The following is a 15,284-nucleotide window of genomic DNA, read 5'->3' on the forward strand; positions in this document are numbered from 1 at the left end:
AAAAGCATGTAGAATTTAGATACACAAAAGAATCAGACTGGTCATGGTTGCACGAAAGTGCATGAAAAGGGAATCCGGTGAAAATCCGGGACAGCTCACTCTACTGTAAGGGCTACGAAACGCGGCAAAGTCACTGGGAAACCGGGAAGACACGCGGAATAGGCATGAAGCTCTAAGTCAGGAGACCTGCCATGAACAGAAACAATCTGTCGGTGGGGATAAGATTGGTGTGTTTCGTATTGTCGGATACGATTCATATAAAAGGCGGCCCACATTCGTGGGCCGCCTTTGTTTGTTTGGAAAAACAAACGGAAATATACGAAAAAGGAGGGATGGAATGAAAAAGATCGTAATGCTCAACTGCTTGAGGGCAAACTCCGTCTGCACAGGAGCGGCATGTCTTCAGGCTTTCAACGCCAAAACAAAAACCTTTGCGCGCTATGGGGACGAGCCGCTGGAGCTGGTTGCGTTTTTTCGCTGCAACGGGTGCGATGTACCACAGGACGACGCAGGAATGGAGGAAAAGATCGAGCGGCTTTTACAGCTTCGGCCTGACGCTGCCCATATGGGCGTATGTACCCGGCGCAAAGCAGACGGCACACGCTGTCCCACGATTCAGAAAGTAGCGGACCGGCTTGCTGCAGAGGGTGTCGTTCTGGTGGACGGTACACATTGACAAGCGCGGCGGGGGACTCCACCGTCTGTGCAGAACAGAAGAAAGGAATGAAATAAGCATGAAAAAAATACTGGCAATCGTACTATCCCTGACTTTGGCACTCAGCCTGGCTGCCTGTACGGGGAGCGGGGCGTCCTCGTCTGCCCCGGCTCCCTCCGCAGCGCCGTCGGCCAGTGCCGTCCGGCCTGTAAGCACGGCGTCTGCGAACAGCGAATATTATTATCCCGTGACATTGGAGGTGTACAACAATGCGCGCGAACTTGTGCCGTATACATTTGAGCAATGTCCTGAGCGGACGCTGGTCTATGGAAAAAACAATGTGGAGATCATGCTGGCGCTGGGGCTGGAAGACAAGATTCTGATGACGGCAGACTGCAGCAGCGTTCTGCCGGAGTATGAGGAAGCTTTCGCGGAGTTGGACCGTGTGAAAAACCATCAGGATGTTGGATATTTTGTGAAGGAATACGCCCTCAGTTTGGAGCCGGATATGGTCATCGGATGGTATTCCCTGTTCAACATTGAAGATCGCATGGGTGACGTTGGCTTTTGGCACGAACGCGGCATCGGCACTTATACCAGCATCAACAGCGTGTTGAAGGATGACCAGTCTCTTCAAAATGAATATGCGGATATCCGCAACATTGCAGCGATCTACAACAAGCAGGAAAAGGCAGAGGAGATCATTGCCGAGATAGAGGCGGATGTCGCCAAAGGAAAGCAGGCGGCTGCCGGCAGCGAGCCGCAGAGGATTTTGATCGCGGAAAAGTATGAGGGCGAATATGACATCTACCATGCAAAAAGCTGTGCGGGCGACATTGCCGCGCAGCTGGGGGCAGAGCCCTTGGGCGAAAAAGGCTGGACAGATGAACAGATTGTTGAAGCCAACCCGGAGGCGATCTTCTCCGTGCATGTGAGTTCTGTGACAGACGAGGAGGCCGTGAACCTGTTTCTGGACAATCCCGCACTGGCCAGCGTGGATGCCGTCAAGAACGGGCGTGTATATCCTGTGGAATACGGCCTGGCCTATACGCCCGGTGTCCGCACGGGCCTGACGGTGAAGATGTTCCTGAAGGACCTGTACGGAATCGGGGAATGAAAGCGCCAGGCCGAGCGGCGGAAACAGACGCACCCGGTACCAGCGTCCGGGTGCGTCTGCTTTAAGAAAGCCGGGGAGGAATCGAATCACAAAGGAATTGAAGGCATGAAACAGAAAATGAATTTGAAGAGCGGCATGTTCAACGGGCTGCCGGCTTATGCCTGCGCGCTTCTGCTGCTGGCCGCAGGCTTGGTCCTTTCCGTGCTGTACGCGGTCACAGTCGGCTCCGCGGAGCTATCGGTGGGGGAGGTTTACCGGGTGATCCTGTACGAGCTGTTCCGCTGGGGAGACCCGGAGCAGCTCGGCAGCGGAGCGGTACACGATATTGTATGGCTGATCCGCCTGCCGCGCGTTGTATTGGCTGTTTTGGTCGGAATGGGTCTGTCCGTGGTGGGGGCAGTGATGCAGGCCATCGTCAAAAATCCGCTGGCGGATCCGTATGTGCTGGGTATTTCCTCCGGCGCATCGCTGGGCGCTACACTTACGCTCCTGCTGGGCGCAGGACTTTTCGGTGCGGCCGGAGTGGGACTCGGGGCGTTCATCGGTGCGCTGGCGGCCGCATTTTCCGTAATCGCCATTGCCGGCATCGGGGGGCGCATCACTTCGGTAAAGCTGATTTTGGCCGGCGTTGCACTGAGCTCGCTCTGCTCTGCTTTTTCGAACCTGATCGTGTACGTCGCGGATGACCCGAGCCGGTTTATGACGGTGCAGTTCTGGCTGATGGGAAGCCTGGCCGGCGCACAGTGGAGCGGTAATTTTCGTATTCTGTGCGTCGTGCTGCCCTGCACGCTTTTCTTTATTTCCCAGGCGCGGATACTGAACCTGATGCTCATGGGGGATGACACGGCGGTCACGCTGGGGACGGACCTGCAGCCGTACCGGCGGGTATATCTGGTCATCGCTTCGCTGATGGTGGGATTTGTCGTGCACGTGTCGGGCGTGATCGGGTTTGTGGGGCTGATCATCCCGCATACGGTCCGCGGGATATTCGGCGTGGACCATAAAAAGCTGCTGCCGCTTTCCGCGCTGACAGGCAGCGTGTTCCTTGTGTGGGCGGATGTGGCGGCGCGCACGATTCTGCCGCGCACGGAGGTTCCCATCGGAATTTTGATCTCTGTTGTGGGCGCACCCTTTTTTATTTTTCTTATGGTTCGGAAAAATTACAGCTTTGGAGGAAGAGCATGAGCTTTATCACGGCCGAAGGCGTTTCATTTTCATGGGGACAGGCAAGAATCCTGCAAGAGGTTTCCCTGTGTGCGGGAAAGGGAAAATTTGTCGGCGTCATCGGCCCCAACGGAAGCGGCAAAAGCACGCTTCTGAAATGCATCTACCGGGTGCTGCACCAGGACGCAGGCTGCATTTTTCTGGATGGAAAGGAAAATACAAAAATGGGCTATAAGGAAACGGCGCGTTTCCTGGGCGTTGTGGCGCAGCACAACATCTATGATTTCGATTTTTCCGTCCGGGATATCGTGTTGATGGGCCGATCCCCGCACAAAAAAACAATGGAGCAGGACAACGCGGAGGACCGCCGCATCGCCCGGGAGGCACTGGCGCGGGTGGGATTGAGCGGCTTCGAGGAGAGGACATTTGCGGAATTGTCCGGCGGCGAGCAGCAGCGGGTGATCCTTGCGCGGGCATTGGCGCAGCAGACCCGGGCGTTGATCCTGGACGAGCCGACCAACCATCTTGACGTCAAATACCAGCTGCAGCTTTTGAATACGGTAAAGTCACTTGACCTGACGGTGGTGGCGGCTTTTCACGATCTCAATCTGGCGGGGCTGTACTGTGATGAGATATACGTTTTGAAGGATGGACGGGTGCGGGCCGCAGGCGCTCCATGGGAGGTGCTTACAGCGCCGCTGATCGAGGAGGTCTACGGCGTACATGCGGATATCCTTCCTGGAAAAGACGGCAACCCCCGTATAATTTATTACGCAGGCTGACAGTGTGCCGCGTCCGGCTGTTGGAGAAACCGGAAAACGGGCTTCCCGTGCTCTGGGCATTTTGCCGCGGCGCGGCAAAAAAGGCGCGCACCGCAAAGAAAGCAAAAATAAAACGTCAAATATTGAAGCGGATATCAATTTTTGCAGATGGAAAATTTGAGGACGGCGGTGTAAAATACAACAAATGGACGGCCTGGCTGGTGCAAAGCGGCCGCGTTGCTTCAAGATGCAGCGGCGCGGGACGCTCGGAGCGGGCGGACACCGTTGACAGGGGGAGTTGTGTTTGGCGCGTTCTCACGATATGACGAGCGGTTCCATCTGGCGCAGCCTGCTGGGATTCTCCATACCGATCATGATCTCGAATCTGGTGCAGTCTACCTACAACGCGGTGGACATGCTGTTTGTCGGCCGGTTTACCGGCACGGAAAGCCTGGCTGCGGTTTCTGTGTGCGGGCCGATCATGAACGTGATGATCATTACTCTGTCGGGCATGTCGGCGGGGGTGCTGGTGGTCATCAGCGGCCTGCTGGGTGCGGGCGATATAAAGCAGGCGCAGGATGCGGCCCACGCCAGCGTGGCGCTGTATGCGTTGATGGCTGCTGTTATGACCGTACTGGGGCTTTTGTTTGTGCCGCAGATATTGCGGCTTGTGCAGACTCCGGCCGCCGCGATGCCGGAGGCAAAGCGGTACCTGTATACGGTGTTTGCGGGAACCGTGTTCACCTTTGGATATAACCTGATCGGCGCGCTGCAGCGCGGGCTGGGCAATGCGGCGGCATCCATGTCTTTCGTGATCATTTCCTCGGCGGCGAATATTGCGCTGGACGCGGTGTTCATTGTATGGCTGGGCATGGGCGCCTTCGGCGCGGCGCTGGGCACCGTGCTTTCTCAGGTGGCGGCATTCGTCATCGGCACCGTACAGTTCGCAAGGGGCGGAGCGGCGCTGCGCCTTTCGGCAAGGGCAGTGCGCTTCCATAAAAAGCATTTGAAAAATATCCTGCTGTTCGGCGTGCCCACGGCGCTCAACGAGGTCATGGTCAACCTGGCCATGCTCACCGTCAGCGGCGTGGCCAACAGCTTCGGGCTGGCCTCCAGCGCCGCCTATGGAGTGGGCTCGCGGATCAACAGCCTTGCCATTTTTACGGACGGAGCCATGAACCAGACCATGTCGGCTTACGCCTCCCAGAACATAGGAGCCGGCCGGCAGAAGCGGGCGCTGGAAGGGTTGTGGAAAGCAATCATCCTTTCGGCAGGAGCCGCTCTGGGGACATCGCTCCTGGTGCTTGGGTTTGCCTCCGAGTTTTCCGCCTGTTTTGATTCCGACCCTGCGGTCATTGAGCAGTCCGCAGCATTTTTGCGCGTTACGGTGTGGTCTTACCCGCTGTTTGCCACGGTCGGCCCGCTCATCGGGTTCATCCGCGGCACGGGAAATGTGGAGGCGAGCCTTTTGGTGGGGGTCGTCGCGCAGTTGTGCTGCCGCGTTCCGGCGTCGTTCCTGTTCTCCCGGTGGATGGGGTTCCCGGGCGTCGGGGTGGCTGTTCTGGTGGGGCCGCTGGTCAGCGTTTCCATTTATCTTTGGTATATCCTCACGCGCCGATGGCACAGAGGGCTGGCGCGTGTTGCAAGGCTGTGAGGCGCGTGGAACGCCGCAGCGGAAAAAATGAAAGCCCGGGCCCAGACAGACCGACGAAAAAGGTAAAGAAGCAAAAGAAGCGTCCGGGGAAAAAGCTGGCGGTGGCAAAGCCATGCATCTTTGCGCAGCAAAGTGCAAGCCACGCGGCGAATGCCGCCAAAAGGGGTGGAGCCCCTTTTTCATTTAAAATAACCCCGCGACGCCCCGCAGGGCTAGTGCCGAGGCGTGTAGAGCGAAGCGACCGCCGAAGGCCGCCGTGCGCGGCGAACGGGGCCGCAGGCCCTGTTCGTAGGTAGCTTGGCGCAAAAGCGCAGCTTTTTCGACAAGCTGAGCCCGGCGCTTTCCCAGAAACGGGAAAGCGCCGGGCTTTTGCCGTTATTTCTGCATGGCGCGGTATTGAGTGGGCGTAACGCCTTCATATTTTTTGAATTTGCGGGAAAAATTCGCCTCGTCGGTGTAGCCAACGCGCTCCACAATGGCCTTAACGGGCAAAGCGGTGGCAGCCAGCAGGCGCTTGCTCTCCTCAAAGCGCTTACGGTCGATGTACTGCATCAGGGAAATACCTGTCTTTTCCTTAAAATAACGGGTGAGATAAGAGGGAGAAAAACGCAGGCTCTCGGCAATGGAGGAAAGCGAAAGCGCGGGCGAGGCATAATTTTCCTCCACATAGTCATAAATCGTGCCCAGCAGGCCGCCGCTCAGCTGCGCCGAGCGCTGCTCGTACAGGGTATCGGCCAGCAGGATACAGAATTTGTACAGGTCCTGCTGGAGCACTTCCGTGCTCTCGTAACAGTTTTCATACAGCAGGTCCAACATGTTTACCAGCATGGTCTGCTTGTTTTCGGCGCATTCCGGAATCAGCTTGTTCAGGCGTGAAAGCATGTCAAAATAGGCGAGTTTGTAGGAGGGAAGGGTGGCGGCCCGGGTGATATCGGCAAAGAAGCGCCCCACTCCGCGGGAGATGTCCGGGTAGCTGCACGCCTTGACTGCTTGAAGAATATCGTCCGCGCCCGTATAAGAGAGACGCGTGCGCTGGTTGCGGATGTCGGCCACAAATTCCGGCGTAATGGTGGAATTGGCGTGGAAGAGGCGGTACCGGCAGTTGGCGCTCGCCTCCCGGAAGGCATGGGGCAGATCTCCGGCCGCATAGACCGCGCTGCTGATGCCGCAGGAGAGCGACAGCCCGCAGCTGCGGCACAGCGCTTCGCGGATGGCGTCCAGAATGCAGGCGCAGTCTGCGTCCGGCCCGAAGGCAGCGACCGCCGCGATCCCCTGCCCGTTTTGCAGGTCCACCGCCGCGCCGAAGCCGTCCTGCGCCCCGCACATCGCGGCAAATTCCTGCCGCAAAGCGGATTTGATGCTCCATTGCTGCTTGGGGAGATACGTCTCCACAAAATGAATGGTATCGTCAAAGCGGAACACCAGGACGCGCAGGCCGAAGCGGCTCCAGCGGGAAAGCAGCGTACTGTATTTCTGTACGACGGTTTCGGAAAAGTCCCGCCCGCCAAGCACGCCCAGCAGATACAGCAGGTACTGGGATTCCTCCAGTTGGCTGTGGCTCTCCATAGCGGCTGTCAGAGAAGTCTGCTGCTCCACGAGGTCTTCAAAAATATGAGAGAGCCGGGCGATCTCATCCGGTTCCTCCGCGGGCGTCACGCCGCCCAGCTGGGAGGCGCGCTGTACCAATACGGAAAACGGGCGGGCGGTATTTTGTGCCAGCACATAAGAAAGGCGGAGGCCCGACACCGTGACGAAAGCTGCCAGCAGCACAAGGCTGAGAACAGCTGTGAGCGTAGGCTGATAATATTGCCAGAAATCCAGGGCCTGCACCACCTGGATACCGTAATTCTCCAGCTCGTGGCGAAATACGGCCTTGCCGGAAAGGCTTTCAGGCCCGACTGCGGCAGCACGGGCGGCGGTGATATCGTTGCCGTAAGTGGGGCCAAAGTACAAAAGCAGGTTTTCTTCGCTGTCGAATACATAAATGTCGCTGTTTCCGGCCGCTGTGGCGCGCAGCCCGCGTGTAAAGGAGGTATAGTCCAGCCGCAGCAGCAGTCTGCCGGGAGAGAACACATACGAGGAGGGGATGGGCATCACATACAAAAGGCTTCTGGTATTGCCTGAGAGTTGGGGCACGAAATGGGCATGATCCGCGGCATACACCACTTCCATAAGCTGGTTTTCCGTGAGGCTGCCGCTCAGTTCGTCGCGGCAGTAATCGGCGTAGCTGAACCGCCCGGCGCTGGAATAGATGACGCCGTTGATTTGCGGGTACAGCGAATCTACGTAAACGATGCTGAGGGAGGAGAGAGAGTTGACGGAGGGCGCCAGCATTTCCAGCTCCCAGACGATATTGTGGGGCAGGTCTCTGTTATTATAAAGGTTATAAGCCATGAGCTGGGAATCATTCTGGACGACGATGCCCAACTGTTCGGCACTGGCGATGAAATCCCCGATTTGCTGGCTGGCCTGGCTCAGGGCCATCGTCTGCAGGCTGGCCTGCCGCTGCTGTGTGCGGACAATGGAAAAAACATTGAAAACAGAGAACATCAGAATGATGACCATTACAGCGGTTACATTGAATTTCATCAGCGGACGAAAGAGCCCGGGCAGCTTTTCTTTCATACTCATCACCTCCAATTGTAGAATTTTGCTGTTTTTTCTTCTGTTGTAAAAATATTATAGGAATATTTAACAATAAAAACAAGAATTAAGGGTGTATCTGGGCAAATATTGCGGCGGATGTCAATTTTTGCACATGGCAAATCGTGTTTTGGGTTGTACTATGAACACAAATCCAAAGGACGGACGGTGAAAAAAATGGTTAAAATGCTGCAGGGCGGCCGGACGGCCGCACCGGCACGGACACGCGCCGAAAAGCGGGCGCGCGGCAGGCAGCGGCGCAGGCGGGTGCTCACAAAGCTCAACCAAAGCAAGAGCCTTTACTTGTTTTTGATCCCTGCGATCGTCTATTTCATTATTTTTTGTTATCTGCCGATGTACGGCGTGCAGATCGCCTTCAAGTACTACTCGCCCCGGCTGGGCATCTGGGGCAGCACGTGGACGGGAATGGAGAACCTGAACCGTTTCTTTGATTCATATTATTTCTGGAGGCTGCTGCGAAATACGGTAGGGTTGAGCCTGTATAACCTTATAGTGGCGTTCCCGTTCCCGATTTTGCTGGCGCTGGCATTCAACGAGGTGAAAAGCCCAAAGCTGAAAAAAGCCGTGCAGACCATTTCTTACGCGCCGCATTTTATTTCTGTGGTGGTCCTTGTAGGCATCCTGAACCTGTTCTTCAACCAGGGCAACGGCCTGATCAACGTGTTCCTCGACAAAATGGGTTTTGAGAAGTTCGGGTTTCTCACAAGCTCGGCGGCGTTCCCGTCCATGTATGTATGGTCGGGCGTGTGGCAGAACGCGGGCTGGAACTCCATCATTTATATTGCGGCGCTGGCCGCCATCGACCCGCAGCTGCATGAGGCGGCACAGATCGACGGCGCGTCCCGCCTCCAGCGTATTCTGCACATCAACCTGCCGGGTATCCTGCCTACGGCCATCATCATGTTCATCCTGGATGTGGGCCAGGTAATGAATATGGGCTTTGAAAAAGTATTCCTGATGCAGAACGCCCAGAATACTGAAACGTCGCAGGTGATATCCACCTTTGTATATGAAGCGGGCCTCATCAACAGCGATTACGGGTTTTCCACGGCCATCGGGCTGTTCAACAACATTATCAACATTGTTTTGCTGCTGACAGTCAATAAGATCGCAAAAAAAATCAGCGATACGAGCCTGTTCTAATGGTGGGAAGAAGGAGGTATGGATTATGTCGGCAGTAAAAAGGCGCAAACAAAAATTGGGCGCAGGAGACAGGGCGTTCAATATTGTGCTTGGGGGCCTCACCGCAGTCAGCGTTGTAGTGATTTTGTATCCTCTGATTTTCGTGCTTGTCGCATCCATCAGCGACCCGATGGAGATATTTCAGGGGAACGTGTGGCTGTGGCCGAAAGGCTTCAACCTGGAAGCATACAAGCAGGTATTCCGCAACGGGGACATTTTTACCGGTTATAAAAACACTCTGATCTATACGGTTGTGGGGACGCTTGTCACCATCATAATCACATTCAGCGCGGCATATCCGCTGTCCCGCAAAAAACTGTACGGACGAAGCAAGCTGATGGGGTTTTTCCTGTTCACAATGTTTTTTTCCGGAGGGATGATACCCACTTACCTGATGGTGAAAAATCTGGGCCTATACAATACCATGTGGGCCGTCATCCTGGTGGGAACGGTGTCGGTGTATAACATTATCGTTGCCCGCACTTTCATGCAGAACACGATACCGGAAGAGCTGTATGAGGCCGCATCCATGGACGGCTGCGGAGACATCCGCGTATTCTTTAAAATGGTGCTTCCGCTTTCGGCGCCCATCCTTGCCGTTCTGGTGCTGTTCTACGGCGTGAACTTCTGGAACAGCTATTTCAACGGCCTGATTTATTTGAGCGAGCGCTCGGCCTATCCGCTGCAGATGTTCCTGCGGGAAATACTGCTGAACAACATGGCGGACAGCATGATCGACACCGCGGGTATGGACATCAGTAAGTTTATGGTGGGAGAGAGCATCAAATACGCGGTGATCATCGTTTCCAGCGTGCCGATGCTGGTTTTGTATCCGTTCCTGCAGAAGTTTTTCGTCAAGGGCGTCATGATCGGCGCGGTAAAAGGGTAGACGGGAGGCCGTAAGGCCTCCGGGATATATAAAAAAGAGAAAGAAGGATGAAAGATGAAAAAGTGGTTGAGCATGTTTTTGGCAGCCGTGATGCTGTGCGGCGTGCTGGCGGGCTGCGGCGGCACACAGAGCGGCAGTACGCCTGCGTCCGGCGCGCAGAGCGCGAGCGCGGCGGGGGACTCCAACGTGAACGCCGAGGGCTTCCCCATCGTGAACGAGCCGATCACGCTGCGGGGCATGGTCGCCCTGAACGCGAATGTGAAGGACTGGAACGAGCACCCGGCCCTCAAGCGCATGGAGGAGCTGACAGGCATCCACATCGAATGGGAATGCGTGCCGGACGCGGGCTTCACGGAGAAGCGCAACCTGGCCTTTGCCTCCGATGACCTGCCGGACATTATCCTGCGCGCGAAGATCAGCCCGCAGGAAGAGATGAAATATGCGGCCAACGGACAGCTCGTTGCGCTGGACGAGTATCTGGATTATGCGCCCAACCTTTCGGCGCTGATCGAGCAGGACGACGCCATCCGCAAGGGCATTACCATGCCGGACGGCCATATCTATTCCTGCCCGCAGCTCAACAAGACCGAGGGCAACCTGATCCACCACTACTGGATCAACAAAACCTGGCTGGACAACCTGGGCCTGGAAGCGCCTACGACGGTTGACGAGCTGTATGACGTGCTGGTGGCGTTCCGCGACAACGACCCCAACGGCAACGGCCAAAAGGACGAGATCCCCTACTGCGTGGTGGGTAAGGACTATCCCCACCGTATGTTCTACGACCTGCTCGGCTCCTGGGGCTTCGGCATCAACGGCGTTATGGATTCCGACTATGCCTTCAGCTGGCTGGATATCGACGACGCGGGCAAGGTGCGCTTCATCGGCCGTGAGGACAAATTCAAAAATATGGTGGAATTTTACAACAAGCTGTGGACGGAGGGCCTGGTAGACAAGGAAAGCTATTCTCAGGACCAGACCCAGGCCGCCGCAAAGGTGAACGCCGGCCAGGTGGGCTTTGTGGCCCGCGCGCAGAACACCCAGTGGATGGGCGCTGCCGCTGAGAACTATGTGCAGTGCCCCGTGCTGGAAGGCCCCTACGGCGACCGCGCGCTCATCAACGTGGAGAGCAACGTGCAGATGACGGGCGTTGCCGTCATCACCACCGCCAACAAATATCCCGAAGCAACCATGCGCTGGCTGGACTATTTTTACAGCGAAGAAGGCACCGTGCTGTGCCGCCTGGGCATCGAGGGCGAGAGCTATGAGGTCGTGGACGGCAAGTACCAGCTGCTGGATAACATCAAGAACAACCCCGACGGGCTGACGCTGGACCAGGCTCTGGGCCAGTGGGCCATCTTCCCGGGCGGCTACCTGCCTCAGTATATCACCAACGAAGTGGACCAGAGCGCGGCCCAGCTGCCCGAAACCAAAGCGGCCAACGATGTGGTACGCGATTATGTGGTGCCCTTTGAGACAGTGCCTCGTGTAAAGTTTACCGAGGAGGAGAGCATCAAGCTGGGCACCTATGCGCAGGATATCGTCAACTACGCCACGGAGAATGTGGTGAAGTTCATCACGGGCGAAAAGAGCCTGAGCGAGTGGGACGCCTACGTGGCGGAACTGAACAATATGCCGGTTGAGGATTACATCAAAATCAACCAGGACGCTTACGACCGCTGGAAGGGTTGAGCGGAAAATGCATTATGCGGCGCCCCGCGCCTGTAAACCAGGCGCGGGGGGACGCCGCTCCAAAGGAGAAGAACAATGAAAAAAATCAGATTTGGCGTGATCGGCTGCGGAAGCATCGCCAACGAATACCATCTGCCCGCGCTGCGGCGCGTGGAGGGCGCGCAGCTCGTGTGGGCCTGCGATCTGATCGAGGAGCGCGCGCAGAAAGCAAAGGACGACTTCGGCTTTGAAAAATATACGCTGGATTATCACGACATCCTGAACGACAGCAGCATCGACGCGGTGTGCATCTTCACAAAGATCGAGATGCACGCGACGCTCTGCATCGAGGCGGCCGCCGCGGGCAAGCATATTTTTTCGCAAAAGCCCTTTGCCTATAACATTGAGGAAGGCCGCAAGATCATCCGCGCTGTGGACGAGGCGGGCGTCAAACTCACGCCGTCCTTCATGCACAGCTATATGGACGGCTCCATCGCGGCGCGCAGGATCGTGGAAGAGGGGAAGATCGGTGAGATCCGCCACATCCGCATGCGCAACGCCACCAAAAATCCGTTCGATTCCGCGCCCGGCTACGGCGGCTGTATGATGGACATCGGCTGCCACGGGATGGACCTGATCCACACAGTGGCGGGGTCCTCCATTGAAGAGGTGTTCGCGCTGCACCTGTCCCCGCGGGACGAAAAGCGCAGAGAGGAATTCGGCGAGCGTGCCAACCTGAACGGTGTGGAAAATACCGCCATCCTCAACTACAGGCTGGCCAGCGGCGCAACGGTGTTCCACGAGGTTTTCTGGACGCAGGTGGCGCAGACCAACCGCTTTGAAATGGAAATCTACGGTGCGAAGGGTGTTATCTATCTGTACAATCCCCACCGCAGCGATATCGTATATTATGGCTGGAATCTGGACGGCCATCCCCGCAAGGATATCCACTGGCAGGCCGCCCCCGTCGACCCGCAGTTCTTTGGGTACATTCATCACAAGACATTTGTGGACGATCTGCTGAACGGCACGAACAACAGCAAAACAGCGCGCGACGCATTTATGCCGCTCCAGGTGGTAGAGGCCGCCCGGCGCTCCTTTGAATCGGGCCGCATCGAGCGCGTGCTGGGCATCTGAAGGAGGAATAGAACATGAAAAAACTCGGTTTTATCGTAGAGATGAAGGACTGCAAGGACGCAGCCGACCTGCGCCGCTGGGTGGACCTGGCCCAGCAGCAGGGCATCGACGGCGTGGAACTGCTGTTCAACTCAAAGTGCGGCGTGGACTTCACGCTGGACAAAATCAAGCCTGCGTTTGAAAATACACCCGTGGAGCCCGCTGCCTGCGGCCTCTGGTGGCTGAACACCATCAGCCCGGACCCGGACGAGCGCGCGGCAGTACGCAGGACCATGCTGGAATTTCTGGACATGGCGGAGGCCATCGGCTGCAGGATGGCGTTTTTCAACACCGGCGAGTACGACCCGGAGGACCCGGACAAGAATATCGCCGAGTTCAAAAAAGAATATCTTTACTATAAGGACATCGCGGACAAAAAGGGCATCAAGCTGGCCTGCTACCTGGGCCACGGCGGAAACTTCGTCCATTCCCGCGAGATTTTGGACAAGCTGCTGAAGGAAGTGCCTGAGTTCAACATCAAGCTGGACCCGGTGGGTATTATGCGCAACATGAAGGACGACCCCTATGAGATCATGAAGCGTTACGCCAACCGCATCGCGCACTTCCATGCCAAGGACATTTTCCGCTATGGCGACGACGGCTGGGAGATCGAACCCATCGTAGGCATGGGCCAGCTGAAGTGGAACGTGATGCTGGGTATGCTGTGGAATGTGGGCTATGACGGCTATATCATCATCGAGCCCCACGGCGACGTGTGGGCCGAGCCGGAGAACCGCTGGAAGCACATCGTGCTGGCGAAGCGCCATCTGGAACAATACATGATCCGCTGAGAAAGGAGCCGCTCATGCTGTTATGGGGAGATTTACATAACCACTGCGGCATCACCTATGGTTTCGGAAGCCTGCAGAATGCGCTGAAGATCGCCCGCAGCCATCTGGATTTCTGCTGCATTACAGGACACGCCATGTGGCCGGACATCTATGCGCGTACGCCGGAGACGGAATTTATCGTGGATTTTCACCGGGAGGGCTTTAAAAAGCTTCTGGAGCACTGGGACGAGATCCGGGCCGAGATGGCGCGGCAGAATGACGGCGAACTGGTGACCTTCCAAAGCTATGAGATGCATTCCTCGCTTTACGGAGACCACCACATCATCTCGCCGGATGACACATTCCCGCTCATTTATCGGGACAGCCCTGCGCGGCTGGTGGCGGATTGCGGCGTGCGCGCCATCGCGGTGCCGCACCACATCGGCTATACGCCGGGATACCGGGGCATCAATTGGGAACTGTACGACCAGAACATCTCGCCCTGCGTGGAGGTATGCTCCAAGCACGGCTGCGCCATGAGCGAAACGGCTCCCTATCCGTATTATCACGACATGGGCCCGCGGGATTCCCGCAACACGGTATACGCCGGATTGCGGCGGGGCAGCCGGTTCTGCTTTTTGGGCTCCACCGACCACCACGCCGGGTTCCCCGGCTCCTACGGCGACGGCCTGACGGCTGTTTTGGCAAAGGAGAAAAGCCGGGAGGCCATTTGGGAGGCGTTGCTTTCGGGCCGTGCCTACGCGGTGACGGGCGACCGGATCGAATGCGATTTTACCGTCAACGGCCAGGGCTTGGGCGAGACGGTGCGCGGCGCAAAGAGAAAGCTGCGCTGCGCCGTAAAGGGCGAATACTGGGCCGACAAGCTGGTGATCTATAAAAACTGCAGACCGCTGGCGGTTTTGTGCGGCGAACAGCTTCGCCCGAAGCCTGCCCGTGCGTACAAGCTGCGGGTGGAGATGGGCTGGGGAAACAGCGAGGAGCTGACGCGCTGGGCCGGGCGCATTACAACCGACGGGCGGCTGGCCGGCGCGAACCTGTACCTGCGGGGCCGCAGCCTGCTTTCGCCCACAAACCACGACGGAAGCCCTGTCGAGGTAAACGAGATCGACAACCGTGTGCTGGAACAGGACACGCAGGCCTTTGCCTGGCAGTGCGAGACCGTGCGCAACAAGAGCACGCTGCACCCCCAGACGGACGCCGTCGTTGCCGAGATAGAGGGCGGGCCGGACACTGTGGTAAACGTGACGGTAAATGGCCGTACGCACACGGCGTCCATCGCGCAGCTTTTGGACGGCGGCGTAACCTGGCACGTGAAGCCCTGGCATTCCGAGGCGGTAAAAATTCATGCCGCCGTGCCGGACAGCGCCTATGAAATGGTGCTGGAGGCAGAGGACGAGGGCAGCGGGGGCATGGATGTGTATCATGCGGAATTTGCCCAGAAGAACGGCCAGTGGGCGTTTGTCTCGCCCATATACGCCGGGCTGTAAAGAAGAGGCCCGGCGCAGACGCAAAATGGAAAAACCGCCGCTCGGGACGGCGCACGCTGTACCCGGCACGGAA

General features: G+C 57.1%; 12 protein-coding genes and 1 riboswitch. Of the genes, 11 read left to right on the forward strand and 1 reads right to left on the reverse strand.

All coding sequences use genetic code 11. The features are described 5' to 3' along the window. Positions 1 to 27: 27 nt before the first annotated feature. A riboswitch (cobalamin riboswitch) is annotated at positions 28 to 208 on the forward strand. 129 nt (positions 209 to 337) lie between these two features. The 5 genes from IIY41_RS13275 to IIY41_RS13295 all read left to right on the forward strand — a co-directional run bounded on the left by IIY41_RS13275 (position 338) and on the right by IIY41_RS13295 (position 5,351). Then, positions 338 to 676 carry a CGGC domain-containing protein gene (locus tag IIY41_RS13275; RefSeq protein ID WP_009326226.1) on the forward strand — a complete coding sequence of 113 codons (339 nt, stop codon included), beginning with the start codon at positions 338 to 340 and terminating at the stop codon, positions 674 to 676. A 58-nt stretch (positions 677 to 734) separates the two neighbouring features. Further along, positions 735 to 1,772: an ABC transporter substrate-binding protein gene (locus tag IIY41_RS13280; protein WP_009326225.1), complete on the forward strand. Its 1,038-nt coding sequence runs from the start codon at positions 735 to 737 to the stop codon at positions 1,770 to 1,772. 105 nt (positions 1,773 to 1,877) lie between these two features. Then, positions 1,878 to 2,957 (forward strand): FecCD family ABC transporter permease, encoded by a 1,080-nt coding sequence (locus IIY41_RS13285; RefSeq protein ID WP_009326224.1) that lies wholly within the window; start codon positions 1,878 to 1,880, stop codon positions 2,955 to 2,957. Next, on the forward strand, positions 2,954 to 3,718 hold the full coding sequence (locus IIY41_RS13290) for an ABC transporter ATP-binding protein (RefSeq protein WP_050005590.1): 765 nt from the start codon (positions 2,954 to 2,956) through the stop codon (positions 3,716 to 3,718). Before IIY41_RS13285 ends, IIY41_RS13290 begins: the two co-directional genes overlap by 4 nt. Before the next feature lie 283 nt (positions 3,719 to 4,001). Beyond that, positions 4,002 to 5,351 (forward strand): MATE family efflux transporter, encoded by a 1,350-nt coding sequence (locus tag IIY41_RS13295; RefSeq protein WP_287401143.1) that lies wholly within the window; start codon positions 4,002 to 4,004, stop codon positions 5,349 to 5,351. A 375-nt stretch (positions 5,352 to 5,726) separates the two neighbouring features. Here IIY41_RS13295 and IIY41_RS13300 read toward each other — a convergent pair whose 3' ends face one another. Then, positions 5,727 to 7,976, reverse strand: coding sequence for a helix-turn-helix domain-containing protein (locus IIY41_RS13300; RefSeq protein WP_058722941.1), 2,250 nt, complete (start codon positions 7,974 to 7,976; stop codon positions 5,727 to 5,729). Between the two features lie 195 nt (positions 7,977 to 8,171). Here IIY41_RS13300 and IIY41_RS13305 point away from each other — a divergent pair, with 195 nt between their 5' ends. From IIY41_RS13305 to IIY41_RS13330, 6 genes are all read left to right on the forward strand, one after another. Continuing rightward, the gene (locus IIY41_RS13305) at positions 8,172 to 9,158 is read left to right on the forward strand and encodes an ABC transporter permease (RefSeq protein WP_119980976.1); all 987 of its coding nucleotides are present in this window, start codon (positions 8,172 to 8,174) and stop codon (positions 9,156 to 9,158) included. Between the two features lie 25 nt (positions 9,159 to 9,183). Next, entirely contained in the window at positions 9,184 to 10,086 is a 903-nt protein-coding gene (locus IIY41_RS13310; RefSeq protein ID WP_050005587.1) for a carbohydrate ABC transporter permease, read from the forward strand. A gap of 54 nt (positions 10,087 to 10,140) precedes the next feature. Further along, positions 10,141 to 11,778 (forward strand): extracellular solute-binding protein, encoded by a 1,638-nt coding sequence (locus tag IIY41_RS13315; RefSeq protein WP_117472833.1) that lies wholly within the window; start codon positions 10,141 to 10,143, stop codon positions 11,776 to 11,778. A gap of 75 nt (positions 11,779 to 11,853) precedes the next feature. Continuing rightward, positions 11,854 to 12,894 (forward strand): Gfo/Idh/MocA family protein, encoded by a 1,041-nt coding sequence (locus IIY41_RS13320; RefSeq protein ID WP_287401147.1) that lies wholly within the window; start codon positions 11,854 to 11,856, stop codon positions 12,892 to 12,894. A 14-nt stretch (positions 12,895 to 12,908) separates the two neighbouring features. Continuing rightward, on the forward strand, positions 12,909 to 13,724 hold the full coding sequence (locus IIY41_RS13325; RefSeq protein WP_058722940.1) for a sugar phosphate isomerase/epimerase family protein: 816 nt from the start codon (positions 12,909 to 12,911) through the stop codon (positions 13,722 to 13,724). A 14-nt stretch (positions 13,725 to 13,738) separates the two neighbouring features. Continuing rightward, positions 13,739 to 15,211, forward strand: a complete 1,473-nt coding sequence (locus IIY41_RS13330) for a PHP domain-containing protein (RefSeq protein ID WP_050005583.1) — start codon at positions 13,739 to 13,741, stop codon at positions 15,209 to 15,211. Positions 15,212 to 15,284 lie beyond the last annotated feature (73 nt).

This window comes from Ruthenibacterium sp. (assembly GCF_017421385.1).
Classification (GTDB): Bacteria; Bacillota; Clostridia; order Oscillospirales; family Ruminococcaceae; genus Ruthenibacterium; species Ruthenibacterium lactatiformans.

Excerpts from the sequence above, each read along its gene's own strand:
- IIY41_RS13275 (WP_009326226.1), top strand. The coding sequence starts at position 338 with ATGAAAAAGATCGTAATGCTCAACTGCTTGAGGGCAAACTCCGTCTGC.
- IIY41_RS13280 (WP_009326225.1), top strand. The coding sequence starts at position 735 with ATGAAAAAAATACTGGCAATCGTACTATCCCTGACTTTGGCACTCAGC.
- IIY41_RS13285 (WP_009326224.1), top strand. The coding sequence starts at position 1,878 with ATGAAACAGAAAATGAATTTGAAGAGCGGCATGTTCAACGGGCTGCCG.
- IIY41_RS13290 (WP_050005590.1), top strand. The coding sequence starts at position 2,954 with ATGAGCTTTATCACGGCCGAAGGCGTTTCATTTTCATGGGGACAGGCA.
- IIY41_RS13300 (WP_058722941.1), bottom strand. The coding sequence starts at position 7,976 with ATGAAAGAAAAGCTGCCCGGGCTCTTTCGTCCGCTGATGAAATTCAAT.
- IIY41_RS13305 (WP_119980976.1), top strand. The coding sequence starts at position 8,172 with ATGGTTAAAATGCTGCAGGGCGGCCGGACGGCCGCACCGGCACGGACA.
- IIY41_RS13310 (WP_050005587.1), top strand. The coding sequence starts at position 9,184 with ATGTCGGCAGTAAAAAGGCGCAAACAAAAATTGGGCGCAGGAGACAGG.
- IIY41_RS13315 (WP_117472833.1), top strand. The coding sequence starts at position 10,141 with ATGAAAAAGTGGTTGAGCATGTTTTTGGCAGCCGTGATGCTGTGCGGC.
- IIY41_RS13320 (WP_287401147.1), top strand. The coding sequence starts at position 11,854 with ATGAAAAAAATCAGATTTGGCGTGATCGGCTGCGGAAGCATCGCCAAC.
- IIY41_RS13325 (WP_058722940.1), top strand. The coding sequence starts at position 12,909 with ATGAAAAAACTCGGTTTTATCGTAGAGATGAAGGACTGCAAGGACGCA.
- IIY41_RS13330 (WP_050005583.1), top strand. The coding sequence starts at position 13,739 with ATGCTGTTATGGGGAGATTTACATAACCACTGCGGCATCACCTATGGT.